The organism is Streptomyces sp. NPDC018031 (genome assembly GCF_044327625.1).
Classification (GTDB): domain Bacteria; phylum Actinomycetota; class Actinomycetes; order Streptomycetales; family Streptomycetaceae; genus Streptomyces.
This window is the reverse complement of the sequence record NZ_JBIRFT010000005.1, coordinates 351,958-377,272: the sequence shown is the minus strand read 5'-3', so window position 1 is coordinate 377,272 and position 25,315 is coordinate 351,958. Positions and strand designations below refer to the sequence as shown.

General features: G+C 73.6%; 22 protein-coding genes. 9 read left to right on the top strand and 13 right to left on the bottom strand.

What is annotated here, in order from left to right:
• Positions 1 to 130: 130 nt before the first annotated feature.
• Positions 131 to 1,744, top strand: coding sequence for a carbohydrate binding domain-containing protein (locus ACH4B3_RS16135; protein WP_398463464.1), 1,614 nt, complete (start codon positions 131 to 133; stop codon positions 1,742 to 1,744).
• Between the two features lie 110 nt (positions 1,745 to 1,854).
• Here ACH4B3_RS16135 and ACH4B3_RS16130 read toward each other — a convergent pair whose 3' ends face one another.
• The 6 genes from ACH4B3_RS16130 to ACH4B3_RS16105 form a co-directional block, all read right to left on the bottom strand.
• Positions 1,855 to 2,802 carry a catechol 1,2-dioxygenase gene (locus ACH4B3_RS16130; protein WP_398463463.1) on the bottom strand — a complete coding sequence of 316 codons (948 nt, stop codon included), beginning with the start codon at positions 2,800 to 2,802 and terminating at the stop codon, positions 1,855 to 1,857.
• Between the two features lie 24 nt (positions 2,803 to 2,826).
• Entirely contained in the window at positions 2,827 to 3,798 is a 972-nt protein-coding gene (locus ACH4B3_RS16125) for a quinone oxidoreductase family protein (protein WP_398463462.1), read from the bottom strand.
• A complete protein-coding gene (asnB, locus tag ACH4B3_RS16120) occupies positions 3,795 to 5,696 on the bottom strand; it encodes an asparagine synthase (glutamine-hydrolyzing) (protein WP_398463461.1) in 1,902 nt (633 codons plus the stop codon). The genes ACH4B3_RS16125 and asnB overlap by 4 nt, the downstream gene beginning before the upstream one ends.
• Positions 5,697 to 5,791: 95 nt before the next feature.
• Positions 5,792 to 7,300, bottom strand: a complete 1,509-nt coding sequence (locus ACH4B3_RS16115) for a 4-hydroxyphenylacetate 3-hydroxylase family protein (RefSeq protein WP_398463460.1) — start codon at positions 7,298 to 7,300, stop codon at positions 5,792 to 5,794.
• A complete protein-coding gene (locus tag ACH4B3_RS16110; RefSeq protein ID WP_398463459.1) occupies positions 7,297 to 8,172 on the bottom strand; it encodes a TauD/TfdA dioxygenase family protein in 876 nt (291 codons plus the stop codon). The genes ACH4B3_RS16115 and ACH4B3_RS16110 overlap by 4 nt, the downstream gene beginning before the upstream one ends.
• 294 nt (positions 8,173 to 8,466) lie before the next feature.
• A complete protein-coding gene (locus ACH4B3_RS16105) occupies positions 8,467 to 8,922 on the bottom strand; it encodes a GNAT family N-acetyltransferase (protein ID WP_398463458.1) in 456 nt (151 codons plus the stop codon).
• 122 nt (positions 8,923 to 9,044) lie between these two features.
• On the opposite strand from ACH4B3_RS16105, the gene ACH4B3_RS16100 reads away from it, so the two are divergent.
• Complete coding sequence (locus tag ACH4B3_RS16100; protein WP_398463457.1) at positions 9,045 to 9,473, top strand: hypothetical protein; 429 nt, start codon at positions 9,045 to 9,047, stop codon at positions 9,471 to 9,473.
• Between the two features lie 174 nt (positions 9,474 to 9,647).
• Positions 9,648 to 10,175 carry a hypothetical protein gene (locus tag ACH4B3_RS16095; RefSeq protein WP_398463456.1) on the top strand — a complete coding sequence of 176 codons (528 nt, stop codon included), beginning with the start codon at positions 9,648 to 9,650 and terminating at the stop codon, positions 10,173 to 10,175.
• A gap of 259 nt (positions 10,176 to 10,434) precedes the next feature.
• Here the strand turns inward: ACH4B3_RS16095 and ACH4B3_RS16090 are convergent, their stop codons facing one another.
• From ACH4B3_RS16090 to ACH4B3_RS16060, 7 genes are all read right to left on the bottom strand, one after another.
• A complete protein-coding gene (locus ACH4B3_RS16090; protein WP_398463455.1) occupies positions 10,435 to 11,742 on the bottom strand; it encodes a phytase in 1,308 nt (435 codons plus the stop codon).
• A gap of 627 nt (positions 11,743 to 12,369) precedes the next feature.
• Positions 12,370 to 13,116 carry a succinate dehydrogenase/fumarate reductase iron-sulfur subunit gene (locus ACH4B3_RS16085; protein ID WP_398463454.1) on the bottom strand — a complete coding sequence of 249 codons (747 nt, stop codon included), beginning with the start codon at positions 13,114 to 13,116 and terminating at the stop codon, positions 12,370 to 12,372.
• Positions 13,113 to 15,062 (bottom strand): fumarate reductase/succinate dehydrogenase flavoprotein subunit, encoded by a 1,950-nt coding sequence (locus ACH4B3_RS16080; RefSeq protein ID WP_398463453.1) that lies wholly within the window; start codon positions 15,060 to 15,062, stop codon positions 13,113 to 13,115. Before ACH4B3_RS16080 ends, ACH4B3_RS16085 begins: the two co-directional genes overlap by 4 nt.
• Positions 15,063 to 15,065: 3 nt before the next feature.
• The gene (locus ACH4B3_RS16075) at positions 15,066 to 15,773 is read right to left on the bottom strand and encodes a succinate dehydrogenase (RefSeq protein ID WP_398463452.1); all 708 of its coding nucleotides are present in this window, start codon (positions 15,771 to 15,773) and stop codon (positions 15,066 to 15,068) included.
• Between the two features lie 175 nt (positions 15,774 to 15,948).
• Positions 15,949 to 16,593, bottom strand: coding sequence for a response regulator transcription factor (locus ACH4B3_RS16070; RefSeq protein ID WP_398463451.1), 645 nt, complete (start codon positions 16,591 to 16,593; stop codon positions 15,949 to 15,951).
• Positions 16,594 to 16,750: 157 nt separating this feature from the next.
• Entirely contained in the window at positions 16,751 to 18,160 is a 1,410-nt protein-coding gene (locus ACH4B3_RS16065; RefSeq protein WP_398463450.1) for a sensor histidine kinase, read from the bottom strand.
• A 23-nt stretch (positions 18,161 to 18,183) separates the two neighbouring features.
• The gene (locus ACH4B3_RS16060; protein WP_398463449.1) at positions 18,184 to 18,804 is read right to left on the bottom strand and encodes a response regulator transcription factor; all 621 of its coding nucleotides are present in this window, start codon (positions 18,802 to 18,804) and stop codon (positions 18,184 to 18,186) included.
• 237 nt (positions 18,805 to 19,041) lie between these two features.
• Here ACH4B3_RS16060 and ACH4B3_RS16055 point away from each other — a divergent pair, with 237 nt between their 5' ends.
• From ACH4B3_RS16055 to ACH4B3_RS16030, 6 genes are all read left to right on the top strand, one after another.
• Positions 19,042 to 20,391 (top strand): cation:dicarboxylate symporter family transporter, encoded by a 1,350-nt coding sequence (locus ACH4B3_RS16055; RefSeq protein WP_398463448.1) that lies wholly within the window; start codon positions 19,042 to 19,044, stop codon positions 20,389 to 20,391.
• Between the two features lie 94 nt (positions 20,392 to 20,485).
• Positions 20,486 to 21,187 (top strand): LuxR C-terminal-related transcriptional regulator, encoded by a 702-nt coding sequence (locus tag ACH4B3_RS16050; protein WP_398463447.1) that lies wholly within the window; start codon positions 20,486 to 20,488, stop codon positions 21,185 to 21,187.
• A gap of 204 nt (positions 21,188 to 21,391) precedes the next feature.
• A complete protein-coding gene (locus ACH4B3_RS16045) occupies positions 21,392 to 22,000 on the top strand; it encodes an NADPH-dependent FMN reductase (RefSeq protein ID WP_398463446.1) in 609 nt (202 codons plus the stop codon).
• Between the two features lie 108 nt (positions 22,001 to 22,108).
• On the top strand, positions 22,109 to 23,407 hold the full coding sequence (locus ACH4B3_RS16040; protein ID WP_398463445.1) for a DegT/DnrJ/EryC1/StrS family aminotransferase: 1,299 nt from the start codon (positions 22,109 to 22,111) through the stop codon (positions 23,405 to 23,407).
• Entirely contained in the window at positions 23,401 to 24,363 is a 963-nt protein-coding gene (locus tag ACH4B3_RS16035; RefSeq protein WP_398463444.1) for an ornithine cyclodeaminase family protein, read from the top strand. The genes ACH4B3_RS16040 and ACH4B3_RS16035 overlap by 7 nt, the downstream gene beginning before the upstream one ends.
• A 546-nt stretch (positions 24,364 to 24,909) precedes the next feature.
• A complete protein-coding gene (locus ACH4B3_RS16030) occupies positions 24,910 to 25,293 on the top strand; it encodes a GYD domain-containing protein (protein ID WP_398463443.1) in 384 nt (127 codons plus the stop codon).
• Positions 25,294 to 25,315 lie beyond the last annotated feature (22 nt).

The following is a 25,315-nucleotide window of genomic DNA, read 5'->3' as shown; positions in this document are numbered from 1 at the left end:
GGTCCGCCGCGACGCGGACCGGACGGTGCTCCCCCGCCCCCGCGGCCCGGCACCCGGCGGCGCCGGGCCACGGGGGCGGTGCCGCCACCCCCTCCCCCGCCTGCGCTCCACCACCGCACCAGGAGGTCCTGTGCGTATCCCGAGACGACTCCTCGCCTGCCTGAGCACCGCGCTGCTCGCCGCCGCCGGCGCGCTGGCCGCGCCGACCCCGGCCCAGGCCGCCAACCTGCTGGACAACCCCGGCTTCGAGTCCGGCTCGCTGTCCGGCTGGTCCTGCCCGGGCGGTACCGGCTCGGTGGTCGACAGCCCCGTGCACAGCGGGACCAAGGCACTCGCCGGTGCCGTGAGCGCGAACGGCACCGCGCGGTGCTCGCAGACGGTCCCCGTGCAGCCGAACACCACCTACACCCTCTCCAGCTGGGTGCGCGGCAGCTACGTGTACCTGGGGGTGGCCGGCGGCCCGTCCACCTGGACCCCCTCCGCCCCCGGCTACACCCGGCTCACCGTCACCTTCACCACCGGCGCCACCCAGACCAGCGCCGAGATCTACCTGCACGGCTGGTACGGCCACGGCACCTACCACGCCGACGACGTCAGCCTCGACGGGCCCGGCGGTGGCGACGACACCCAGGCACCCACCGCCCCGGACGGTCTCCGGGCGACCGGCACCACCTCGTCCAGTGTCGCGCTCGCCTGGAACCCCTCCACCGACAACGTCGGCGTCACCGGCTACGACGTCTACCGGGACGGCACCCGGGTGGCCTCGGTGACCGGTACCAGCGCCACCGTCACCGGCCTCGCCCCGAGCACCCGGTACGGCTTCACCGTGCGCGCCAGGGACCGCGCGGGCAACACCTCCCCCGACTCGGCGGCCGTGACCGCGACGACCGAGGCGGGCGGCGGCGGGCCCGGCTTCGTCCAGGCCGCGCCCTACCTCTACCTCGGCTGGGGCAACCCGCCGAGCGCCACCGAGGTGATGGGCGCCACCGGCATCAAGGGGTTCACCATGGCGTTCATCCTCGCCCAGAACGGCTGCAACCCCGCGTGGGACAGCCAGCGCCCGCTCACCGGAGGCGTGGACGAGTCGACCATCAAGGCGATCCGGGCGGCCGGCGGCGACATCGTCCCGTCCATCGGCGGCTGGAGCGGCAACAAGCTGGGCCCCAACTGCGCCACCCCGGAAGCGCTCGCCGGCGCCTACCAGAAGGTGATCGACGCCTACGGGCTCAAGGCGATCGACGTGGACATCGAGAACACCGACGAGTTCGAGAACCCGGCGGTCCAGGACCGCATCCTCAACGCCCTGAAGATCGTCAAGCGGAACAACCCGGGCCTGCGGACCATCCTCACCTTCCCGACGCTGAACACCGGCCCCAACTCCTGGGGAAACCGCCTCATCGAGCGGGCCCACGCGCTCCAGGCGGACATCGACAACTTCACGATCATGCCGTTCAACTTCGGTGGCGGCGCCGACATGTACGGCAGCACCGTCAACGCGACCGAGGGGCTGAAGAACAAACTCGTGTCGACCTTCGGCTGGTCGGACGCCGAGGCCTACGCGCACACCGGCATCTCCGGCATGAACGACCGCAGCGATACCGGCGAGGTCACCACCCCGGAGACCTGGACCCGGATCCGCGACTGGGCCAACGCTCACCACATCGGCCGGCTCTCCTTCTGGGCCGTCAACCGGGACCGGCCCGCCTGGCAGTTCACCTCGATCACCGCGGGCTTCACCGGCTGAGGCCTGCGGCGAGGGCCGGCACGCGCCCGGTGGCACCCCCGCCCCGGGGTACCACCGGGTGCGCCGCGCCGGCCCTCACCGGCCCACCGCCCGGCCGGGCGGTGGGCGGCTCAGCGCCGGACCGGGTCTCCGTGGCGGCCCCCGCCGCCCGCAGCGCCCGCGGTGCCCGGGGCGGCCGGGGCGCCCGTCCAGCCGGTGGCCGGGCGGTCGAACCACAGATGCGTCTGACCGGTGCCGATGGCGTTCTCGTAGGCCGAGAAACGACGGCCCGGCGCCGTGCAGTCCGCCCCGCCGACCGCTCCGGCCAGCATCAGGTAGTGGCCGAAGCGCGCTTCGGGCGCGAACCGCAGGAAGTCCGGCATGCCGCTGATCACCAGGTCGTGGCGGCCCGCCTCCAGCCAGCCGATCCGCTGCTCGTCCGCCTCCCGGGCCTGCGGGGTGACGATGTGCGCCGGGTCCCCCGCCATCCGCTCGCGCAGTTCTGCCAGCGGCCAGAAGGCGTGCGACAGGCCGCCGGAGGCCACCAGCAGCACCCGGCGGTCCAGCGCCGCCACGGCGCCCGCGATCGCGGCCCCGATGTCCAGGAAGTCCCGGGTGGTCGCCGTCTGGCAGACCGACACCGACACCCAGGGTCTGCCGGACCGCCCCAGGTACGTCCACGGGTTGAGGGTGGCGTAGTGCAGGGGCAGGAACGGGTCGTCGACCGCGGTCACCCACAGGCCCCGCTCCCCCGCCGTGGCCGCGACCGCCCGGGCCAGCGCCGGATCACCCGGGATGTCGTAGGGCAGCCGGCTCAGCTCGGACGGCATCTCGTCCGAGGTGTAGGTCCCGGCACGGCGGGAGTGGCTGGTGACCACCGCTTCGGTGGTGGTCGACCAGTGACTGTCCAGGACCACCACGGTGTCGTGGTCCACGGTGTCGAACACCTCGCGGCGCAGCCGGGCCAGCCCGGTGGCGAGGGTGAAGTCGCGGCCGCCGTTCGCCTCGATCCGGCGCTGCTCGGGGAACATGATGACGGGGGCGTGCGAGAGGAGCCCCGCGCCCACGATGTCGCCCATGGTGGGTCGCCTTCCGGTCGGGGGTCAGGGGACGAGGAGGAGCTTGCCGGTGGTGCGGCGGGCCGCCAGGTCGGCGTGCGCCCGCCGGGCGTCGGCCAGCGGGTGGCTGCCGCCGATGGTGACGGTCAGGGTCCGGTCGGTGATGCCGCCGAACACCGCCCCGGCCCGTGCCTCGAACTCCTCGGTGGTGGCCCGAAAGTGCTCCAGGTAGGGGCGGGTGAGGGTGAGCGATCCCCCCCACAGCAGGCGCATCACGTCGACCGGCGGGACCGGGCCGCTGGCGCCGCCGTAGATGACCATGGTGCCGCGGGTGCGGAGGCTGTCCAGGCCGGCGTCGAAGGTGGCGGCCCCCACCCCGTCGTACACCGCGTGCACCCCCTCGCCGCCGGTGAGGGCGCGCACCTCGGCCGCGAGGTCCGGCACCTCGGTGTAGCGGACCACCTCGTCCACGCCGTTGTGACGGGCCAGTTCGGCCTTCGCCTCGGTGGACACGGTGCCGATCACCCGCACGCCGCGCCGTTTGAGCAGCTGGGTCAGGAGCAGGCCCACCCCGCCCGCCGCGGCGTGCACCAGGACGGTCTCCCCGGCGCGCGCCGGGTAGGAGTCGTGGGCCAGGTAGTGCGCGGTCATGCCCTGCACCAGCGCGGCGGCGGCGGTCCGCAGGTCGATGGCGTCCGGCACCGCGATCGCCTTCTCCTCCGGGACGACCACCTTGGTCGCGTAGCTGCCGAGCACCGTGGTCCAGGCGATCCGGTCCCCCGGGGCGAACCTGGTGACCCCCGGCCCGGTGGCGAGCACGTGTCCGGACCCCTCCTCGCCGGGGACGGCGGGCAGCGGCAGCGGGTACCGGCCCTCCCGGCGGTACAGGTCGATGAAGTTCACCCCGGCGGCGGCCAGTTCGACCAGCACCTGCCCGGCGCCGGGCACCGGGTCGGGCCGGTCGACGTGGCGCAGCACCTCGGGCCCTCCGGTCTCCCGGACCTCGATCGCCTTCATCGGTTCTCTCCCGTCGTCGCGTGGTGCGGGTCCGCCGCGGCCGGGAGGCCCACCGGCTCGACGCGGTAGGCGCTGAGCCAGTTCTCCAGGCGGACGGTGGACTCCACGAGGATGCGCTGGAATTCGGAAAGGGTGCCGGTGCCGGTGTCCGCGGCGAGCCGCCGGACCGCGTCGCCGTCGAGCGCGGCGCCCAGCGGTGAGTCGCCGCCGGCCGCCGCGGTGAGGTCCGCCACCAGCGCCCGGTCGTAGGCCGGGTCCTGGATCGAGGGGTAGGCCGCCTTGCGGCGGCGCAGTACCGGCTCCGGCAGCAGGTCGGCCGCGGCGGCGCGGAGCAGCGCCTTCTCCTCGCCGGTGAAGGTCTTCATCGCCCAGGGGACGTTGAAGAGGTACTCCACGAGGCGGTGGTCGCAGAAGGGCACCCGGCCCTCCAGACCGGTGGCCATGCTCATCCGGTCCTTCTTGTCCAGCAGGATGGGCAGCCACCGGGTCAGGGTGAGGTGGCTCAGCTCGCGGGTCCGCCGGTCCGCCGGGTCCTCCCCGGCCAGCCGCGGCACTTCGGCCAGCGCGGTGCGGTACAGGTCGGCCTCGTACTCGGCGAGGTCCAGGTGGTCGGTGAACCAGGGCCGGAACAGCGCGCGCGGATCCAGCCCGCGGTGCGCGCCCAGCTTCAGCCAGGGGAAGGTCTCGGCCCGGCGCGCGCCGGGGTCGGAGAACCACAGGTAGCCGCCGAAGATCTCGTCCGCGCCCTCCCCGGAGAGCGCCACCGTGGCGTGTTCCCGGACGGCCGCGAACAGCAGGTACAGCGAGATGTCCAGGTCGGCGAAGTTGAAGGGCAGGTCCCAGGCGCGCAGCACGGTGCGGCGCACCGCGGGGTCGGTGAGCCGGGCACGGTCCAGGACCACCGGGTGGTGGTCGCTGCCGACGTGCCGGGCGACCTGGCGGGCGTACGGGCCGTCCGGTGTGGGGCGGATGGGGTCGCCCCGGAAGTTCTCGGTGTGGCCGGTGAAGTCGACCGAGAAGGTGGCCAGCGGCGGGCCGCCCGCGGCGAGCCGGGAGCGCTGGGCGAGGGCGGTGACGGTACTGGAGTCCAGCCCGCCGGAGAGCAGCGCGCACAGCGGCACGTCGGAGACCATCTGGCGGGGCACGATGTCGTCGAGCAGGTCCCGGACGGTGGCGATGGTCGTGTCGAGGTCGTCGGTGTGCGGGCGGGCCTCCAGTGACCAGTAGCGCTCCTCGGCCATCCGGCCGTGCCGCACCCGCAGCCGGTGGCCGGGGGGCAGTTCCCGCATCCCGCGGAAGGGCACCCGGCCCGGGGTGCGCAGGAACAGCAGGGCGTCGCACAGTTCCTCCGGTCCGGCCTCGGCCCGGATCCCGGGGTGGGCGAGGAGGGCCTTGGGTTCGGAGCCGAAGACCACCCCGTTCCCGGTGGCCGCGTAGTACAGCGGCTTCACCCCGAGCCGGTCCCTGACCAGCAGCAGTTCCTCCCGCTCGGTGTCCCAGACCGCCAGCGCGTACATGCCGTTGAGGCGGTGGACGAGGTCGGCGCCCCATTCCAGGTAGGCCCGCAGCACCACCTCGGTGTCGCTGGATGTGGTGAAGGTGTGGCCGAGCAGGGCGAGTTCGGCGCGCAGTTCGCGGAAGTTGTAGACCTCGCCGCCGTAGCTGATGACCGCCCGGGGCAGCTCGTCCGGGCCGCGCTCCGGGGTGCGCATCGGCTGGGCGCCGCCTTCGAGGTCGATGACGGACAGGCGCCGGTGGCCGAGGGCGGCGTGCGGGCCGGTCCACACCCCGCCGGCGTCGGGGCCCCTGCGTTCCAGGGTGTCGGTCATGGCCCGGATCACCTCGGTCGGTGTGCCGGGTCCGCGGGTGAAGTCGGCCCATCCGGTGATGCCGCACATACGAGTCTCCACATGTTTCGGTGCCGCGCGGGCCGTCCGGCCGGGCGGGGACACGTCGGGTCCACTGGGGTCGGGCGCCGCCGCCGCGGGCGGCCTCAGCCGGCGGCCGAGGGGCCGCGCCAGGGACCGCGGACCCAGCCGTCGGGGTCGTAGTCCGCCATGCACGCGCGGGCGAACCCCTCGTAGTCGGCGACGGTCCCGCGTCCGGTCGCCCACTTCAGGGTGTCGAGGCGGATCTGTTCGGCGTTTCCGGAGTAGTTGCGCTCGTAGAGCTCGTGCCGACCGCCGAACTCGGTGCCGGTGGCGTCCCAGATCAGTTTGAACAGCTTGATCCGGTCATGGGCGCTGGTGTCGGAGCCCCGGTAGAAGCGTTCGATGAGCGGGCGCAGTTCGGGGTGGTCCAGGTCGCGGCCGGAGGAGGGGACGACGATCGGTGAGCCGCCGAGCGTGGCGCCGAAGAGTTCGTGCACCCGGTTCCACACCTGGGCGTTGTAGGTGCGCATGGCCGCCGCGTACTCCAGTTTGGGGAGCATGATGCCGTCGGTGCCCGGTTCGGGGTCGAGTGCCATGGCGGTGGTCAGGCCCCACACCATGTGGCGCATGGCGACCAGTTCTCCGACGGCGGCCTGCACGCCGCGGAAGGTGTCGGTGCCGTTGGCGCGCACGCCCAGGGAGAGCAGCCCCGCCATGAGCTCCAGCTTGACCGCGAGCCGGATGCCGGACTGGAAGGTGTAGAGGTTGGGGAAGCCGGATCTGGCGTAGAAGCCGGTGGCCCTGGTGATGTCCCGGTGGACCAGGACGTCCTCCCACGGGATCAGCGCCCGGTCCAGCACGAGGACCGCGTCGTTCTCGTCGAACCGGCTGGACAGCGGGGCGTCGAACGGCTCCGGGGTGCGGCTGGCGTACGGGGTGCGGCAGATGAGCTTCACGCCGGGGTTGTCCATCCGGACGAAGAACACCACCGCGAAGTCCTCGCCCTTGCCGGGGGCCAGCGCGGCGGAGGCGACCGGGGCGACGAATCCGGCGTGGGTGATCGCCGAACCGGTGGCGAGCATCTTCGCTCCGGAGACCACGATGCCCTCGTCGGTCTCCCGCTCCACGTGCACGAAGACGTCGCGCATGTCGTGGACGGCCTGTTTGCGGTCGGTCGGCGGATTGATGATGACGTGGTTGAGGAAGAGTCCGCGGCCGGTGAACTCCCGGTACCACCGCACCGCGTTGGGGGCGAACTCGCCGTAGAAGTCGGCGTTCGCCGCGAGTCCGGACATGAAGGACGCCTTGTAGTCCGGGGTGCGCCCGAGGAAGCCGTATCCCATCCTGGACCAGCAGCCGATGGCCTCCCGCGCGGCGAGCAGCTCCGTCGCGGACCTGCTGGGCTTGAAGAACCGGTGGGTGACGGTGCCGAAGTCGTCCTTCGCGGTCAGCGTCTCCCGGGTCGCGGGGGCGTGCAGCGCGTCGTAGAGGGCGCTCACCGACCGGGCGGCGTTGCGGAAGGCGGGGTGGGTGGTGACGTCGGCGACGCGTTCGCCGTCCACGTAGACCGCTCGTCCGTCCCGGAGGCTCTCCAGGTACTCCGCCCCCGTCATCAGGGTGGACGCGGTCACGAGGCGGCCCCTTCGGCGCTCGGGGACGCGGTGGTGGAGCGGACCAGGGCGGGGTTGTCCAGGGGCGGTGAGCCGAGTACGTGCACCCGGCGCAGGTGGCGCCGGCATCCGCTGGTGAACGCCTCCCGGCCGTGCAGCAGGGTGTAGTTGTCGGCCACCACCAGGTCGCCGGTCCGCCAGCTGTGCGCGTACAGGTGCCGCGGGTCGTACAGGGCGCTGGTGAGCGTGTGGTGGAACTCCTCGGTGCGGTCCTCCGGAAGGCCGGTGAACCGCAGGTCGGGGTGGTTGACGAAGTCCGCGTCCGCGGGGACCGGCTCGTTGTAGCGGATCACCGGGAAGCCCCGGTCGGGGTGGGCGGTCACCACCGGGGAGACGGCCTCGCTGTCGTAGAACTCCATCTTCCGCCGGTACTCGCCGGTGGCCCGTTCCCACAGCTCACGCGTCGCCCGGTCCGCGTGCCGCAGTACGGCCCCGGTCTGTGTGAACACCGTCCGGCCGCCGTGCCCGGCTCCGGGTTCGGACACGCAGTGGAAGACCTGGAACTCGGGTACCTGGGGGCGGTACATGCCGTCCCAGTGCAGCGGGACGTAGCCGTGGTCGAAGATGTGGTCGCCCGGGTCGGCGTGCTCGACCAGTTCCAGCACCGCCCCGAAGGGCCACATGCCGATCGCCCCCCAGCCCTCGCTGTAGCCGGTGAGGTCCTCGGGGCCGGTAATGCCTGCGAAGCCGCGGAGCAGGAGCAGATGGTGGTCGCGGACCAGCTCGCGCAGGTCGGGGACCGGGAGTTCACCGAGGTCCGCGCCGGGGCGGGCGGCGTCCACCCGCACGCCGAACGGTTCCAGCGCGCTGACCGGATGACCGGATATCTTCACGAGGTTCTCCATGTGACGGGCTCACATGACCCGGCGGTGCGCCGGTGCGCAGAGAGCGGGGGGAGCGGGGCGGCGTGAGCCGGTCGACCGCCGGCTCGTCCCGGGGTCGCCCGCACGCCATTGTGTGGAGTGCGCAGCCCGCCGCAGAACCTCGTAGCTGTGCATAGGACCGGCCTATGGATACCGGCCGGGCGGCCGTGCGGCCCGCCTCCCGCGCGGCGCCGGTACCGGGGCCGCCCACCCCCGGTACCGGCGCCGCGGCCCGCTCCGCCCGGCGCCCGCCCGCCGCCCGGGTCAGTCGCCCAGTACCAGCATGATGTGCTCGTCCTCGCCGTGCCGCACCGTCTCCGTCCGCCGGAAGCCGAGCTTCTCCAGCAGCCGCACCGAGCCGGTGTTCCCGGCGAACGGGTCGGCGTACAGCGGGCGGGTCTCCTCCAGCCGGAGGAAGAGCGTCAGCGCCCGGGTGCCCACGCCCCGGCCCCAGTACGCGCGGTCCAGCCAGTAGCCGATGAACCGCCGCTCCTCGTGCCACCAGGCCACCACGTTGCCCGCGACGCCGCCGTCCACCGTGACGGTCCGCACGTGCACGGTGGGATCGCCGAGGACCCTGGTGGTCCAGTGCGTCATGAAGGTCTCCCGGTCCCGCGGGGTGAACCCGGACCGCCGGGCCGCCTCCGGGTCGTGTTCCTGCTGGAAGAAGAGCTCCAGGTCGGCCTCTTCGACGTCTCTCAACCGCACTTCGTCACTCATGCCGGGCAGTCTCGCAGCAGCCACCGACGATCACGGCGCGGGGGCCGCGCGCACGGGCACCGCCGGGCGGGGCGGCTTGCCACGAGTGGGCCGGTACCGCCGTCGCTCCCCGCCCGGCCGACGTGACGTCAGCCCCGGCCGCCGACCGCGTCCCACGGGAGGGCGAGGACATCGACACGCTCCGCTTCTTCGTCGCCCGCCACCTCGACCGGGCCTACCCCCACCTGACGCTCGTCGAAGGCAACGACCGCCACCGTAAGAGCCACTTCGTGGAGCCGGGCGTGGACCCCGAGAAGGGGAAGGCCGCCAACGACCTGACCCGGCGCCGGCAGGTGGAGACCATCGCCCGGATCGTCGCCGCACGCACCCGGCCCGACGGACGCTTCCTGGTGCTGGGCAACATGAACGACGCACCGGACGCACCGGCGCTCGCCCGGCTGGCCACGTCCACCCCGCACGCCCGGCACCTGGGTTCGCACATCGACCGGCGCACCCGGCACGGCGGTGACGGCTCCGACCACGACCCCGCATGGGTGGTCCTCGACCTCTGAGCGGCCGCCGGGACGGGCCCCGGCCCGCGGGCGCCCGGGCTCGGCGGCGCATGGCGCGATCGCGCCCCCGCCAGGCGTAGCAGCGCGCCGAGCGGTAACTCGCCTCCGGCGTAAGGGTGTCGCGCGCACAGCCGCGCCGGACACCGCCGCGCACCGCCACGAAGGAGACGAACCTTGTCGCGCAGCCGACTCGCCCGGTACGGCGTCCTGCCGCTGCTGGCCCTCGCCCTCGCCGCCACCGCCCCCGTCGCGGCCGCCCCCGCGGGCTCCGAACACCGAGAGGCGCGACCCGCCGCCGACCGCGGGCCGGTGCCCCCGCGCGCCGGCAGCCCGGACTCGGCGGTCGACCGGGTCGCGGACTTCTACGGAACGTACATCGACGTCCTCCAGGACACCGGGCGCGACGGCCTCGCCGACGCGCTGCGGGACCACTACCTGACCGACGGCCTGCGGGAGTCGCTCACCTCCTGGGAGCGGAGCCACCAGGCCGACGGGGTGCTGCGGTCCGCGCGGGTCCCGTCCGCCTGGCAGGTCACCTACGAGGACTCCGGCATGGGGCGGGCCTGGACCCGGGTACGGCTGACCTGGGGCCCGCCCGGGGAGCAGACCCACACGTATCTGACCGTGCGCTCGGACCTGTCCACCAAACTGATCTCGGGCATCGAGGCGGACACCACCGAGCAAGGCGCCCCGGCCGCCTGAGGCGCCGCCGGGGGCCGCTCCCGCTGCCGGACCGCGCCGAACGGCGCCCGCCCGGCGGCGGACCGGGCGGGCGGACCCGGCGGGCCGGCACGGCGGCACACCCAGGGGCAGCAGGTGGTGCCGGTCGTACCCCGGCGACTCCGGTCGGTGCGGCCGCCGACGCCGGCACCGACCGGAGATATCCGGCCGTTTCCGGCCCATCGGGCAGACCGGTCCCACCCCGGTCTCGGGGAGGCGGCCCGCCGGCGGTCCCCGGAGGTCAGTCGTCGAGTGCGTCCAGGACGTCCTCGAGCGCGACGAACTTGAAGCCGGTGGCGCCGCGGTCGCCGTCGGCCGGGGTTTCCCGGCCGTCCTGGACGACGAGCAGGCCGTGCGGATACCTGCTGCCGAGCGGTGCGTTGAGTACCGCGGCTCCGTCGCACTCCTCCGAGCCGTCGAGCACCGGCGAGGCGGCGGTGACCCGGAAGCCGCCCTCGTACTCGTTGTCGTCGGACCGTTCGCGGTCGTACGCGGCGAAGGTGTCGTCGCCCTGACTGGACGCGAGCAGACGGCCGTCCCCGTCGGACTCGGTCAGCAGGGTCAGCCCCTCGACGTCGGCGGCCAGGCGGGTGCCGCCGAAGCCGGGGTCGGCACCCGCGACGCACTCGTCGGTCGGCTCGTCGTAGGTCGCGGGAACCCCGTACTCACGGACCCGGTCGACCAGCACGGGCGTACCGGTGAGGTCGGCACGCATCCGCCAGATGCCGACGTCCTCCTGCCCGGCGTAGAGCGTGCCGTCGGCGGGGTCGACGACCATGCCCTCCACCTGCGGCAGTTCCCCGGGCTCGGCGCACGGCGACCAGTCGGAGCCGTTCGGCAGGCGGAACACCGACGGCAGGTCCAGGGTGCGGATCGTGCGGTAGCCGACCGTGCCGGCGGGGGTGGCGGTCAGCTCCAGCAGCGCGACACCGGTCCGTTCCCGCCGGCTGACCAGCGCGTAGGAGCGGCCGGTGGCCCGGTCCGTCCAGGTGGCCAGCCCGTAGGCGGTGCGCTGCTCGTCGACCTCCTGCTGGTCGGCGGAGAACACCAGTGGGGCGGCCGGATCGGTGACATCGGTGAGCGGGCCGCCGGGCCGGTCGCGGTCGATGCGGTAGATCCGGAGCCGGTCGTTGCCGCGGTCGGTGGTGACCGCGAGGTCGGTCCGGCCCGACGGCAGCTTCAGGCCGTGCACCAGGTCGACGTTGTTGAACCGGCCGGGCGCGTCGTCCGGGCCGGTGGCGGGCGGGGCGGGGACCGCCTGCACCTGGCGTGCGCCGAGGTCGTAGACCCGCAGCCCGCCCTCCTTGGCCGTGGCGATCACCAGACTGCGGCCCGGGTCGGCCGCGTTGCGCCAGATGGCGGGATCGTCCGCGTCGGCGTTGCCGCCGGCGTCGTCGTCGTACAGCGGCTGGGTCTCGGCGCGCGGGGTGACGGCCGGCAGCGGTTCGGGGGCGGCGGTCCCCGCCTGCGCGGGACCGGTCGCGGCGACGGCCACCAGGGCCGTGCCGAGTGCCAGGGTCACCGATCGGGCTCTGCGGAGCGTGGCCACGAAGGACTCCTTCCGTAGGGGACAGCGGGTCCAGCGCAGCCTGCGCGCCACGCATGACGGCTTACCAGGCGGTAACACCGATCGCGTGTGTCGTTCTGGTGAACAGCGTTCCGCCGGGCGGCCGTTCACCCGATCGGCGGGCGCCGCCGGCTCGCCGCCGCCCGCCCCCGCGCGGCGGCATCCCCGAGCGGCGGCACCCCGCATGGCGCCGTCCCCTCCGTTCCGCCGGCCGCGGGGCACGCCACTGGCTCTCCGCCGGCCGCCCGGGCGGCCAGTTGGCCTCCAGTGAACGGGAGTCGCCCAGGAGCAGCGCGAACACGCCGCTCGGCCGGGGCCCGCGCCGCCGCCGTGGAGGCGCGGGCCCCGGCTCCGGCCGCCGGCGGGACCGGCGGCCGGAGGGCGGCGGAGACGGCGGTTCAGGGGGTGGTCTCCGCCGCCCGAAGCACCCCGCCCACGGAGCGTCGTTCGCGGGGTGCCGTCTTGCGAGGGGCGGCCTCGTGCGGGGGGTGGCATCCCGCGTGTGACGGGTGCCGTGTCGCCGGGGACCGGGTCACGCCGCCCGGGGCGGGCCCCCGGCCCCGGGCGCCCGGTGCCCGGCCCATTCGGCCCGCCCGGCGCTCGCCCTGTTCAGCGCTTGACCTTGAGGCCGGCCCGCAGCCACTCCTTGTTCATCGCCGTGATGGAGGTCAGCGGGATCCCCTTGGGGCAGGCCATGGCGCACTCACCGGCCAGCGTGCAGCCGCCGAAGCCCTCCGCGTCCATCTGGCCGACCATGTCCAGCACCCGGGTCTCCCGCTCCGGCGCGCCCTGCGGGAGCACGTTGAGGTGGTTGACCTTCGCCGAGGTGAACAGCATCGCGGCGCCGTTGGGGCAGGCCGCCACGCACGCGCCGCAGCCGATGCACTCGGCGTGCTCGAAGGCGTAGTCCGCGGCCGGCTTCGGCACCGCGGTGGCGTGCGCCTCGGGCGCGGCGCCGGTCGGCGCGGTGATGTACCCGCCGGCCTGGATGATCCGGTCGAACGCGGAGCGGTCCACCACCAGGTCTTTGATGATGGGGAAGGCGGCGGCGCGCCACGGCTCCACGTCGATGGTGTCGCCGTCCCGGAACGACCGCATGTGCAGCTGGCAGGTGGTGGTGCGTTCCGGCCCGTGCGCCTCGCCGTTGATGACCAGGCTGCACGCGCCGCAGATGCCCTCGCGGCAGTCGTGGTCGAAGGCGACCGGCTCCTCGCCCTTGACGATGAGTTCCTCGTTGAGGACGTCGAGCATCTCCAGGAACGACATGTCCTCCGAGACGCCGTCGAGCTGGTAGAGGGCCATGGCGCCCGGGGTGTCGGCGTTCTTCTGGCGCCAGACGCGCAGGGTGAGCTTCATGCGTAGCTCCGCTGGGTGGGGTGGACGTACTCGAAGATCAGCTGCTCCTGGTGGAGCACGGGGGCGGTACCGGTGGCGGTGAACTCCCAGGCGGCGGCGTAGGAGAACGTGTCGTCCCGGCGGGCCGCCTCGCCCTCGGGGGTCTGTGACTCCTCCCGGAAGTGCCCGCCGCAGGACTCGGCCCGGTGCAGCGCGTCCAGGCACATCAGCTCGGCGAGCTCCAGGTAGTCGATGACCCGGTTGGCCTTCTCCAGCGACTGGTTGAACTCCTGGCCGATGCCCGGCACCTTGATCCGCCGCCAGAACTCCTCGCGGATCTGCGGAATGCGGTCCAGCGCCTTGCGCAGGCCGGCTTCGCTGCGGGCCATGCCGCAGTGGTCCCACAGCAGCTCGCCCAGCTCCCGGTGGAAGGAGTCGGGGGTCCGGTCGCCGTCCACGGCCAGCAGCTTCGCCAGCCGTTCCTCGGTCTCCCGCCGCGCCCGCACCGCCGCCGGGTGGGTGTCGTCGGCGGGCGGCTGGTGGGGGTTGCGGGCCAGGTAGTCGTTGAGGGTCGGAGGCAGCACGAAGTAGCCGTCGGCCAGCCCCTGCATCAGCGCGGAGGCGCCCAGCCGGTTGGCGCCGTGGTCGGAGAAGTTGGCCTCCCCGATGGCGAACAGGCCGGGGATGGTGGTCTGCAGGTCGTAGTCGACCCACAGGCCGCCCATCGTGTAGTGGATGGCCGGGTAGATGCGCATCGGGACCTCGTAGGGGTTCTCCGCGGTGATGCGCTCGTACATGTCGAAGAGGTTGCCGTACTTCTCCGCCACCTTCTCCCGGCCCATGCGCCGGATGGCGTCGGCGAAGTCCAGGTAGACGCCCTGCCCGCCGGGGCCGACGCCGCGCCCTTCGTCGCAGACGTTCTTCGCGGCCCGGGAGGCGATGTCGCGCGGCACCAGGTTGCCGAAGGAGGGGTAGATCCGCTCCAGGTAGTAGTCGCGCTCGTCCTCGGGGATCTCCGCGGGCGGGCGGGTGTCGCCCTTGGCCTTGGGCACCCAGATGCGGCCGTCGTTGCGCAGCGACTCGCTCATCAGCGTCAGCTTCGACTGGTGGTCGCCGGAGCGCGGGATGCAGGTGGGGTGGATCTGGGTGAAGCAGGGGTTGGCGAAGTACGCGCCGCGGCGGTGGGCCCGCCAGACGGCGGTGGCGTTGGAGTTCATGGCGTTCGTCGACAGGTAGAAGACGTTGCCGTAGCCGCCGGTGGCGAGCACCACCGCGTCCGCGAAGTAGCTGGAGATCTCCCCGGTGATCAGGTCGCGGGCGACGATGCCGCGGGCCCGCCCGTCGATGACGATCAGGTCGAGCATCTCGGTCCGCGGGTGCATCTCCACGTTGCCGGCGGCGATCTGCCGGGACAGCGCCTGGTAGGCGCCGAGCAGCAGCTGCTGTCCGGTCTGGCCGCGGGCGTAGAAGGTGCGGGAGACCTGGACGCCGCCGAAGGAGCGGGTGTCGAGCAGTCCGCCGTACTCGCGGGCGAACGGCACGCCCTGGGCCACGCACTGGTCGATGATCTCCACCGACACCTGCGCCAGCCGGTAGACGTTGGACTCGCGGGCGCGGAAGTCGCCGCCCTTGACGGTGTCGTAGAACAGTCGGTGGATCGAGTCCCCGTCGTTGCGGTAGTTCTTGGCGGCGTTGATGCCGCCCTGGGCCGCGATGGAGTGGGCGCGGCGCGGCGAGTCCTGGTAGCAGAACTGGACGACCCGGTAGCCCTGTTCGGCCAGTGCGGCACCGGCCGCGCCACCGGCCAGGCCGGTGCCGACCACGATCACGGTGTGCTTGCGGCGGTTGGCCGGGTTGACCAGTTTGGCGTTGAAGCGGTGGGTGTCCCAGCGCTCGTTCACCGGTCCGGACGGGGCCTTGGTGTCGGCGATCGGATCGCCGGCGGTGTAGTCGGTGTACGCGGTCATCGGTCAGCTCACCACTCCGGTCATGACGCCCACGGGGACGGAGATGAAGCCCACCGTCAACGCCAGGGCCAGCAGGTTGGCGACGGTTTTCAGGGCTCGGTCACGGGTGCGGCTGCCCGCCCCCAGGGTCTGCGCGGCGCTCCAGAAGCCGTGCCGGACGTGCATGCCCACCGCCAGCATGGCGACGATGTAGATGACGTTCCCGTACCAGGTGGAGAAGGTGTCCACCACGTTCTGGTACGGGCGGCCGTCCTCGAAGCCGCCGGAGTGCACGGTGCCGGCGGTGAGGTCGAGGACGTGCCAGACGATGAACAGGCCGAGGATCACCCCGCCCCAGCGCATGGTGCGGGTGGCGTAGCTGGTGCGGGCCCGCCGGTGGGCGTACTTCTGCGGCCGGGCCCGGAGGTCCCGCCGGCTCAGCTGGTACGCGGACACCGCGTGCAGGATCACGGCGGTGAGCAGGACCACGCGGGCGATCCACAGGCCCCACATGTGGTGCAGTACCGGGGCACCCATGACCCGCAGCCAGTGCCCGTACTCGTTCATCTCGTCAGGGCCGAAGAAGATCTTGACGTTGGCCACCATGTGGACGACCAGGTAGAGGATCATGATGCCGCCGGTCACGGCCATCACGATCTTCTTGCCGACGGTCGAGTCCCAGAAGGTACGCGCCATGGACGGCCGTCGGTCCGTCCGCGTTGCCAATGCCATGGGCACGACGGTAACCGCGAAGGATTCCAAAGCTCCAAGATATGAAGTCAATCAAATCCATAGGCGCGGCCTATCGTAAGGGGTTGGTTCCGCTTCTCCGCCGGGTCCGGCCCGCAGCATCTCGTCCGGCCCGGCGCCACCGCGCGGCCCGGGCCCGGACCCGCCGCCGCCCGGCTCAGATCCAGCCCCGCTCGACGGCCCGCACCCCGGCCTCGAACCGGCTCTGCGCCCCCAGCCGGTCCATCAGCTGGGCCACCACCCGGCGCACCGTGCGGTCGGACATGCCCAGCTGGCGGGCGACGGCGCTGTCGGTCAGCCCCTGCATGAGCATGCGCAGCATCTGCCGCTCGGCCGCACTGGGCACGCCGTCCCGCTGCTCCGGCGGCAGCTCGGAGCACTGCCACAGCAGCCGGCCCAGCGCGCCCAGCGCGGGCCGCACCGAGGGGTCCTCGACCACCACGTAGGGGGAGCCCGGCTGGAGCCCCGTGCTGAGGATCGCCCCGTCGTCGGTGAGCACCATCGCGCCGGGAGGCAGCCGGGAGCTGTAGCGCACCTGCGCGCCGTGCCGCTGGTGCCATTCGACGTGCTCGGTCACCTCCGGCACGGCCCGGGCGCCGTGCGGCAGCACCAGCCGGACGCCGCCGGCACCCTCCCGCGGCCGGGGGCCGGCCCGGCGCACCACGGCGAGCAGCGGATCCTCCGGCGAGGTGTAGTTCCAGTAGCAGAAGACGTCGCCGCCGGCCCCGAGGAGCCGGTGCGCCTCGGCGGTCAGGGCGCGGGGGTCGGTCAGCCGCCGGGAGTCGGCTGTGACGAGAACCATGGCGGAACCCTCCTTCGAAGGACGGCGTGCCGCGGCGCCCCCAGGGCGGTGCCGCGGCACGCGACAACCGTCATGGCATGAAAGCCACTGGGCGCCGCGGCGAACCCGCATTGGCCGCTTCGCGCCATGCGGAGACCGGAACAGGACACCGCCGCGGTCAGGAAGGTGACACCGCCGGCCGCCCCCGGTCCCGGCCGCGGGCCGCCTCACCCGGCAGCGCCCCGGGCAGCCGCAGCACCGCGCTCAGCCCCCGCCCCTCGCCCGGCCGCAGCTCCAGCCGCCCGCCGGCCGAGTCCAGCAGCTTGGCGGCGATGGACAGCCCGAGACCGCTGCCGGGGTACGGGCCCCGCCGCCAGCCGCGCTCCAGGGCCGCCTCGCGCTCGAAGTCCGGCAGCCCCGGCCCCTCGTCGCACACCCGGACCCGCACCTGCGGCCCGTCCACCGTGATGCCCACCTCGATCACACCACCCTCCGGGGAGTACTTCAGCGCGTTGTCCAGCAGCACGTGCAGCGCCTGCTCCACGGCGCCGGGACGGGTGAGGGCCCAGGCGTGGCGCGGCCGGGCGAGCTTCAGCCGGATCGCCCGCTGCTGGGCCACCGAGGCCCAGCCGCGCACGCACTCCTCCACCACCCCGCACACGTCCGTGATGTGCGCCGCGCGGTCCACCGGTCCGCCGCGCGCGTGGTCGAGCATCTCGGTCAGGGTCCGGTCCATCCGGTCCACGTCGGCCAGCAGCCGGGCGTGCCGCTCGCCGGCCGAACGCGGCAGCAGGGGCCGGATGTTCTCGATCCGCAGCCGGAGCGCCACCATCGGGTTGCGCAGCTGGTGGGCGACGTCGGCGAGGAAGGAGCGCTGCTCCTCCATCGCCGACTGCACCACCGCCGCCAGCCAGTTCACCTGGGCCACCAGCCGTCCCAGCTCGCCGCCCGCGCCGGCGGCGTCGGCACGCGCGTGGAAGGCGCCCTCGGCCATGGCGTGCAGGGTGTCCCCGATCCGGTCCAGGGCGCGCAGCGTCCGGCGGCGCGCCAGCAGCACCGGCAGCACGCACACCGCGGTCGCGACCGGCAGCAGCAGCCCCAGCACGGTCCAGGCGGTGAGGATCCGGCCGCGCAGCCCGGTGGCGGGCCGCTGCACCAGCAGCGCCCCGGCGCGCGGGCCGCGGGCCGGCACCACCTCCTCGGCGCACAACTGCTCGCCGAGCGCGGGCAGCAGTGCCGACCCGTGGTGGGCGCGGGGCAGGCCCTCCCGCCGGGCGTGCCCGCGGGTGGTCCGGACGGCTCCGTCCGGCCCGGCGGACACGCCGGTCACCGAGCCGTCGGGCCACCGGGCGTACACCTTCAGCGGCCCTTCGCCGACGGCCTCCGCGATCCGGCGTTCGGCGGTCGCGCGGTCGCCGCCGCTCATGGGCCCGGTGAGACCGCGGGCCAGCGAGCCGGCGACGGCGTCCAGCTCGGCGACGGCGTCGTGCCGGGCCTGCTGGGCGTACAGGCAGCCGGTGCAGACGAGCAGCACCGTGAGGACGCAGCCGGTGAGGAGGCACTGGAGGACGGCATGGATCTGACGCATGGACGGGTCCGGCCCCCGGCTCCTCAGCCGGGGGACTGCGGCTCGAAGCTGAAGCCGACCCCGCGGGTCGTCCTGATCCACCGTGTGCTGCCGAGCTTCCGGCGCAGCGCGGCGACATGGGTGTCGAGGGTGCGGGAGTTGCCCACCCACTGCTGGTCCCACACCGCGTCGAGCAGCTGCTCGCGCGGGAAGACGCGGTTGGGCGAGCCGGCGAGCAGGAGTAACAGCTCGAACTCCTTGCGGGTCAGGGGCACCGGCCGGCCGTCGAGGAGCGCCGTGCGCTGTTCCCGGTCGATCGTGAGCCTGCCGCTGACCAGCACCGGCGTCGGTTCGGCGGCCGGCTCCGGCCGGGTGCGCCGCAGCACCGCGGCCATCCGGGCGAGGAGTTCCTGCAGCCGGTACGGCTTGACGATGTAGTCGTCGGCACCCAGCCGCAGCCCGAGCACCTTGTCCATCTCGTCGGACCGGGCCGTGACCGCGATGATCGGCACCCGGCAGCCGAGGAGCACGATGTCGCCCCAGGAGCCGCGCTGCAGGGCGGCCGCACCGGTGGAGACGTGGTCCACCGTCCAGCCGTACTGCCGCAGCCCCTCGATGAGCGCACCGGCTACCTCGTCGTCATCCTCCACGAGCAGAGCTTTCATACCGCTGTCATCCCCCGGCGATCAGCGAGTCCGGTGGCGTTCGCGAACGTCCCGCCCCCAAAGAGTGAACAGCGTTCGCAACACCGTCGTGGACGGCGATCTTACAGACGCTTAACAGCCCTCTGTAGATCTGTAAGCTCGAAAGTTTGCAGTCGCTGTCTAGCATCGGCCGCGTCCGGGCGGCGCAGACGAGCCGTCCAGCACCGCGACGCGGTGTCCGACGGGGGAGCTTCGGGGGTGCGTGAACTCATGGTGGAACGCGCGGCGGTCCGTCCGTTCCACCGGCAGCTGACCTTCTGGATGGTGTGCGGGCTGGCGGGCGGCGTCGTCGTCGGGCTGGTGGCCCCGGAGCCGGCCGCCCGGATGCGCTTCCTCTCCGACGCGTTCGTCTCCCTGACCACGATGCTCATCGGCCCGATCGTCTTCACCACCGTGGCCGGGGGGATCGCGTCGGTGGGCAGCGCGCGCCGGCTCGGCACCCTGTCGGTCAAGGCGCTGTGCTACTTCGAGGCGGCCACCACCCTGGCACTCGTCATCGGCCTGCTGGTGGGCAACCTGCTGGGCCGGCTGCCGGTGGGCGCCGGCGATCTGCGGTCCGGCTCGGACGAGGTGGAGCCGCTCCAGCGGCAGGCCGAGAGCTTCGGAGCGGGCTCGCTGAACCTGGACGCGGTCGTCCCCGACGACCTGGGCTCGGCGTTCACCGGGGAGCAACCCCTGCACACCCTGGTGGTCGCGGTGCTGTTCGGGGTGGCGCTGGTGATGTCGGGACGGCGCGGCGAGCCGGTGGCGGACCTGCTGGACCGCGGCAGCCACATCCTGTTCTGCATGGTGCGGATCGTGGTCAGCTGCGCCCCGCTGGCCGCCTTCGGCGGGGCCGCGTACACCATCAGCCGGTTCGGGCTGGTGCCGCTGCGCGGGCTGCTCTATCTGATCGTCGCCTTCTATCTGACCTGCGCGGTGGTGGTGTTCGGGGGGCTGGGGCTGCTGGCCCGGTACAACGGCTTCTCGCTGCTGCGTCTGGTGCGGTTCCTCCGCCACGAACTGCTGGTGGTGATCGGCACCTCCTCCTCCGGCCCGGTCTTCCCCCGGGTGCTGCGGAAGCTGGAACTGGCCGGGGCGCCCCGCGCGGCCAGCGCCCCGGTGCTGGCGGGCGGCTACTCGCTCCATCTCATCGGTACCTGCCTGTACCTGACCATGGCGGCGATGTACGTCGCGGCGGCCACCGGACAGGGCCTGGGCGCCGGCGACCAGCTGCTGTTCCTGGCCCTGGCGCTGATCGTGTCCAAGAGCGCGGTCGGGGTGACCGGATCGGGACTGCTCACCCTGGTCGCGACGATCGCGGTGACGCAGTCCGTGCCGATGGCCGGGATCGCGCTCCTCATCGGCATCGACCGGATCATGTCCGAGGGCCGCGCCATCACCAACCTGCTCGGCAACACGGTGGCGACGCTCGTCATCACCAACTGGTCCGGCCATCTCGACCTGGCGCGGCTCAACCACACGCTGTCCGCGGCCCGCCCCGCGGAACTCGACCGGCCCGAGGACGACCCGTCGGTCGTCGAGATCCATATCTCCGACGAGGAATGAACGGACCGGACTTTCCGGACCGTACCGCAGAACGCTGTGTATACGGCCTCCCCTGCCTGCACACGCCCCGGGACAGTGGAAAAGGAAAGGACCCATGACCGTTATCGCCACGGCAGTCCAGGCGCTCTCCCCCCGCGGGGAATGGGAGCCGCCGCGGAGGACGACAGCCGCATCGGAGTTCCGTCACGCACTGTCCACCGCCCGCAGGGACGTCGTCATGGTGCGGTCCCATGTCCCGGCGGCGCCGGAGGAACTGGCCGACGAGGCGGGGGCGTTGCGGAGTCTGCTGCGCCGCTGGGTGCGGATCTCCGCCATCTGGGACGAGCGGATGCTGGCCCACCCCGCCACCTCGGAGTACCTCCGGTGGCAGGCGCGGGCCGGGGTCCAGGTGCGCACCGCCGCCAGGGTGCCGGTCACCCTGGCACTGGTGGACTACTCCACCTCGGTGGTGCGTGGGCAGGCCGGTGCGCCGGGCGCCGACCGGACGGTCACCGTGTCGCGCTGCCCGGAGACCGTCAGCATGCTCCACTACCTCTTCCTGGGGCTGTGGGAAGCCGCCTCGCAGCCCGGGACCGACAGCTGGTCGACCGACGACGACCAGGCGCAGGACGTGCTGCGGATGCTGGCCCGGGGGCTCACCGACGAACAGATAGCGCACCGGCTGGACGTCTCCAAGCGCACGGTGAGCCGGACCGTCACCAAGCTGATGCGGGAGCTGAACGCCCGCAGCAGGTTCGAGGCGGGGGTACTGGCGGCCCGGCAGGGCTGGTTCGGCACGGCCGGACGGCAAAGCTGACCGCCGGGCCCGGGACCGCGGCAGCCGCTCCCGGGCGCCGGTTTGGGACAGCCGGCGTCGTCCAGCGGACAGCGCGCTTCAGCCGGCGGCCCGCTCCGGCGATCGTGTTCGGGTGCGCGTGATTTCCAGGCAGGTCCAGGAGGTGGAGGCGTCGATGCGCAACCAGACGGGGGAATGCGGCACCGGCCCGGCGAGGGGGGCGACATGACCGGCCGGCCCGTGGTGCTGCTGGTGGTCGGGAGTCCCGGCCGCGGCTCCCACACCGCGGCGGCGGTCGACGCCGCCGCCGGGCTGCTGGCGCCGATGGGCGCCGAGCCGCTGGTGTGGGACCTGGCCGTGCGGCCGCTGCCCGTCGTGGACCCCTCCTGCCACGGGCGGCCGGAGCTGTACGCCGACCCGCTGGCCCGGGAGTTCGTGCCACTGGTGGCCCGCGCGGACGCCCTGCTGCTGGCGTCGCCGACCTACCACGGCGCCTGTTCCGGAGCGTTGAAGAACGCCCTGGACCACGTGGACACGCCGCGGCTGCGCGGCAAGCCGGTGGCCCTGCTGGCGCACGGCGAGAACCTGACCGCGGTCCAGGTCTGCGACGGGCTGCGGACGGTGGTGCGGGCGATGAAGGGCATCGCCGTCCCCGAGCAACTGGTGACGGTGCCCGGCGACTTCGAGCGGCTGCCCGACGGCCGGCGGCTGCTGAGCGGCGCCGCCGCCCGCGGCCGGCTCGGCGCCGTGTGCCGGTCCCTGCTCACCGCCGCGCGGCGGTGCGCGGCCGAGGACGCGGTCGGCGCCGGGACCGGGCACGGGACGGTCACCTGACCGGTCCGGTGCCCCGCCGGGGCACGCGCCGCCCCGCCGGACGGCCGGGCCCGGACCGGCCCGTTCGGGCGGGACAGCCCGCACCACCGACGACCGTTGGGAGCATCGATGACCGGCAAGACCGTCCAGAAGACCGCGGCCCTCCGGCATGCCGGCCGGGACTGGCGCGTCCCGTACCTGCCGGTGGGCAGTCCCGCCGGTGCCGCCGACATCGAGGCGGTCACCAGCGTGCTCGGCTCCGGGGAGACCCTCTCCGGGGGCGCGTGGCGGCAGCGGTTCGAGGACGACTTCCGCGCCTACGCGGGCACGCCGCACGCCATGAGCGTGACCAGCGGCACGGTGGCGCTGGAGCTCGCCATCCACCTGCTGGGGCTGCGGCCGGGCGACGAGGTCGTCGTCACCCCGCAGACGTACCAGGCCACCATCCAGCCCCTGCTGCGCCATCCGGAGGTGGCGGTCCGGTTCTGCGACGTCCGCCCGGACACCCTCAACATGGACCCCGAGCACCTGCGCACGCTGGTCGGCGACCGCACCCGGGCCGTCATCCTGGTCCACTACGGGGGGCTGCCCGCCGAGATGGACGAGATCACGGCGATCGCCCGGGCCCACGGCGCCCTGGTGGTCGAGGACTCCGCGCACGCGCTGGGCAGCAGCTACCACGGCCGCCGCCCCGGTTCCCTGGCGGATCTCGGCTGCTTCTCCTTCCACTCCAGCAAGAACGTCACGACGCTGGGCGAAGGGGGGATGCTCACCTTCTCCGACGCCGGCTGGGCGGAGCGCGTGGAGCGCCTCCGGGGCAACGAGGCGGACGCCCGGTACAGCCCCCGGGCGCGCCGCTTCGGCACCTCCGCGGAAGCCTTCCCCGGCGCCCTGTACCCGGGGCTGGCCTACACCCACGACTGCCTGGCCGTACTGCGGCCCGGCACCAACGCCACGCTGAGCGAGGCCGCCGCGGCGATGGGCGTGACCCAACTGCGCTCGCTGCCGGAGTTCGTCGCCCGCCGCCGCGCCATCGCGGCCCGGCTGACCGAGGTGCTCGCCGAGTACCCCGGGGTGATCGAGGTGCCGCGCGAACCGGACGGTGTCGTCCAGTCGAACCACCTGTTCACCTTCTTCGTCCGGCAGGGCGGCGGAATCGCCCGCGACCGGCTCCTGCACGAGCTGGCCGAGCGGGGCGTCCAGGTCCCGGTGCGCTACTTCCCGCTCCACCTCACGCCGGAGTGGCGCTCGCGCGGCCACCGCTTCGGCGAGTGCCCGGTGGCCGAACACCTGTGGTTCCATGAGCAGATGAATCTGCCGTGCCACCCGGGACTGAGTGACAAACAGATCGACCTGCTGGGCGAGCTGCTGGCGGACGCGCTGGCCGCCGCTGCGCGGACGCCGGGAGCGGAGGGGTCGCCGTGCTGAGGGTCCTCGACGGCCGGACGATACGGGAACTGCTGCCGGTGACCGAGCTGACCGCCCGGATCGGAGCGGCCTTCACCACCCCGGACGGCGCCCCGGAGTTCGCCCGGACCGCGGTGGACACCGGCGCGGGCGACCTGCTGCTGATGCCCGCGGTGCACGGCGGCACCCTGGCGGTGAAGCTCCTCAGCCTGTTCCCGGACGCCCCGGCGCACGGACTGCCCGGCGTCCAGGGCCTGGTGACGCTCTTCGACGCCCGGACCGGCCGCCCCACCGCACTCATCGACGCCACCGCGGTGACCGAGTTGCGCACCGCCGCGGTGACCGCCCTGGCCACCGACCGGCTGGCCCGCCCGGACGCCCGGGTCCTGGCCGTCCTCGGCACCGGTGTCCAGGGCCGGGGCCATCTGGAGGCGCTGGCCGGCATCCGGCCCTGGGACACCGTGCGGCTGTACGGGCGGGACCCGGACCGGGCGCGGCGGCTCGCCGGGTGGGCCGCCGACCGCGGGTGGGAGGTGGCGGTGAGCGACCGGGCCGGGACGGCCGTGGCGGACGCGGACGTGATCTGCACCGTGACGTCCTCGCCGGTGCCGCTGTTCGAGGCGGCCGCGGTAGCGCGGGAGGGCGTGCACATCAGCGCCGTGGGCGGCTACGGGGCCGACCGCCGGGAGCTGCCGTCGGCACTGGTGGCGCGCGCCCGCGTGTTCGTGGAGTCCGCCGCCGCGGTGCTGCGGGAGGCGGGCGACCTGATCATCCCGATCGCGGAGGGTGCGATGCCCGCGGACACACCACTGGTGGAGCTGCGCGACCTGCTGTCCGGGCGCCACCCGGGCAGGCGCTCCGACGCCGAGGTGACGCTGTTCAAGTCGGTGGGCGTGCCGCTGGAGGACGCCTTCACCTGCGACCTGCTGTACCGGCTCGCCCAGGAGCGGGACGCCGGCACCGCGGTGCCCCTGTAGCGGCCGCCGCCGGGCGCGGCGCAGCGCCGCCCCGCACCTCTCCCGGAGCCGCTACGGCGCCATGACCCGGTGGGCCCGACGGGCCCACCGGGCGCCGAGTGCCGCCCCCGGGGAGCCGTGTACTGCCCATCCGTATGCCGTGTGCTGCCCGCCAGGCGCCGTGCGCTGCCCGCCGGGTGCCGTGTGCTGCCCATTCGCGCGCCGTGTGCTGCCCGCCGCGTGGCCTGTGCTGCCCACCGGACGCCGTGCGCTGCCCGCCGCGTGCCCTGTGCTGCCCACCGGACGCCGTGCGCTGCCCGCGAGGCGCCGTGTGGTGCCCGCCGTCGGCCGGGGCGCGGACACCCCCGGCACGCCGTGGTGCGCGGTGCGGCCGCGGCCGGTGGCCGGGGTCGCACCGCCCCTCGCGGATCCGCCGGCCGGCCCGGCGGATCGCCCGGTGACCGCAGCGCGACAGGTGCTGGCGCGCATCGGACAAACGGTTGTTGGCCACTCGCCGGCCCAGGCAGCATCTGCGGGAAAGAAGCTTGATCCGTCAGGGGTGTTGTCATGCAATTCATGATCCTCGCGCAGTATTCGGAGGAAGTGGTCCGCGGTGTTCTGAAGAACCCGCAGGGAATCGTCGCTCGCGACGAACACGCCTTCAAGTTCTACGGTTCCCTCGGCGGCGAAGTGGTGAACTACTGGTTCACCCGCGACGTCGAGTACAACTTCGCCGTCGTGGTGGATTTCCCGGACATCGAGGCCGCCCACGCCGCCGTGCTCACCGGTTACTCCACCGGCGCCTTCAAGAACAGCAAGCTCATCCAGCTGGCGACCACCGAGGACTTCGTGGGCGCCCTGAAGCGCGCCGAGCCGGCCGTCGAGCTGTTCTACCCGCCGCAGTCCCCGCCCGCCCGGGAGGACTCCGCCGAGGCCGGCGCCGACAGCTGACCCGAGCGCCGGGGACCGCCGT

Coding starts and splice junctions, on each gene's coding strand:
- ACH4B3_RS16130 (WP_398463463.1), bottom strand. CDS start 2,802: ATGGGCGACATCGTGGGCGCGGGGCTCCTCTCGCACGCCCCCGTCATC.
- ACH4B3_RS16125 (WP_398463462.1), bottom strand. CDS start 3,798: ATGAAGGCGATCGAGGTCCGGGAGACCGGAGGGCCCGAGGTGCTGCGC.
- asnB (WP_398463461.1), bottom strand. CDS start 5,696: ATGTGCGGCATCACCGGATGGGCCGACTTCACCCGCGGACCCGGCACA.
- ACH4B3_RS16105 (WP_398463458.1), bottom strand. CDS start 8,922: ATGAGTGACGAAGTGCGGTTGAGAGACGTCGAAGAGGCCGACCTGGAG.
- ACH4B3_RS16085 (WP_398463454.1), bottom strand. CDS start 13,116: ATGAAGCTCACCCTGCGCGTCTGGCGCCAGAAGAACGCCGACACCCCG.
- ACH4B3_RS16080 (WP_398463453.1), bottom strand. CDS start 15,062: ATGACCGCGTACACCGACTACACCGCCGGCGATCCGATCGCCGACACC.
- ACH4B3_RS16075 (WP_398463452.1), bottom strand. CDS start 15,773: ATGGCATTGGCAACGCGGACGGACCGACGGCCGTCCATGGCGCGTACC.
- ACH4B3_RS16070 (WP_398463451.1), bottom strand. CDS start 16,593: ATGGTTCTCGTCACAGCCGACTCCCGGCGGCTGACCGACCCCCGCGCC.
- ACH4B3_RS16065 (WP_398463450.1), bottom strand. CDS start 18,160: ATGCGTCAGATCCATGCCGTCCTCCAGTGCCTCCTCACCGGCTGCGTC.
- ACH4B3_RS16060 (WP_398463449.1), bottom strand. CDS start 18,804: ATGAAAGCTCTGCTCGTGGAGGATGACGACGAGGTAGCCGGTGCGCTC.
- ACH4B3_RS16050 (WP_398463447.1), top strand. CDS start 20,486: ATGACCGTTATCGCCACGGCAGTCCAGGCGCTCTCCCCCCGCGGGGAA.
- ACH4B3_RS16045 (WP_398463446.1), top strand. CDS start 21,392: ATGACCGGCCGGCCCGTGGTGCTGCTGGTGGTCGGGAGTCCCGGCCGC.
- ACH4B3_RS16040 (WP_398463445.1), top strand. CDS start 22,109: ATGACCGGCAAGACCGTCCAGAAGACCGCGGCCCTCCGGCATGCCGGC.
- ACH4B3_RS16030 (WP_398463443.1), top strand. CDS start 24,910: ATGCAATTCATGATCCTCGCGCAGTATTCGGAGGAAGTGGTCCGCGGT.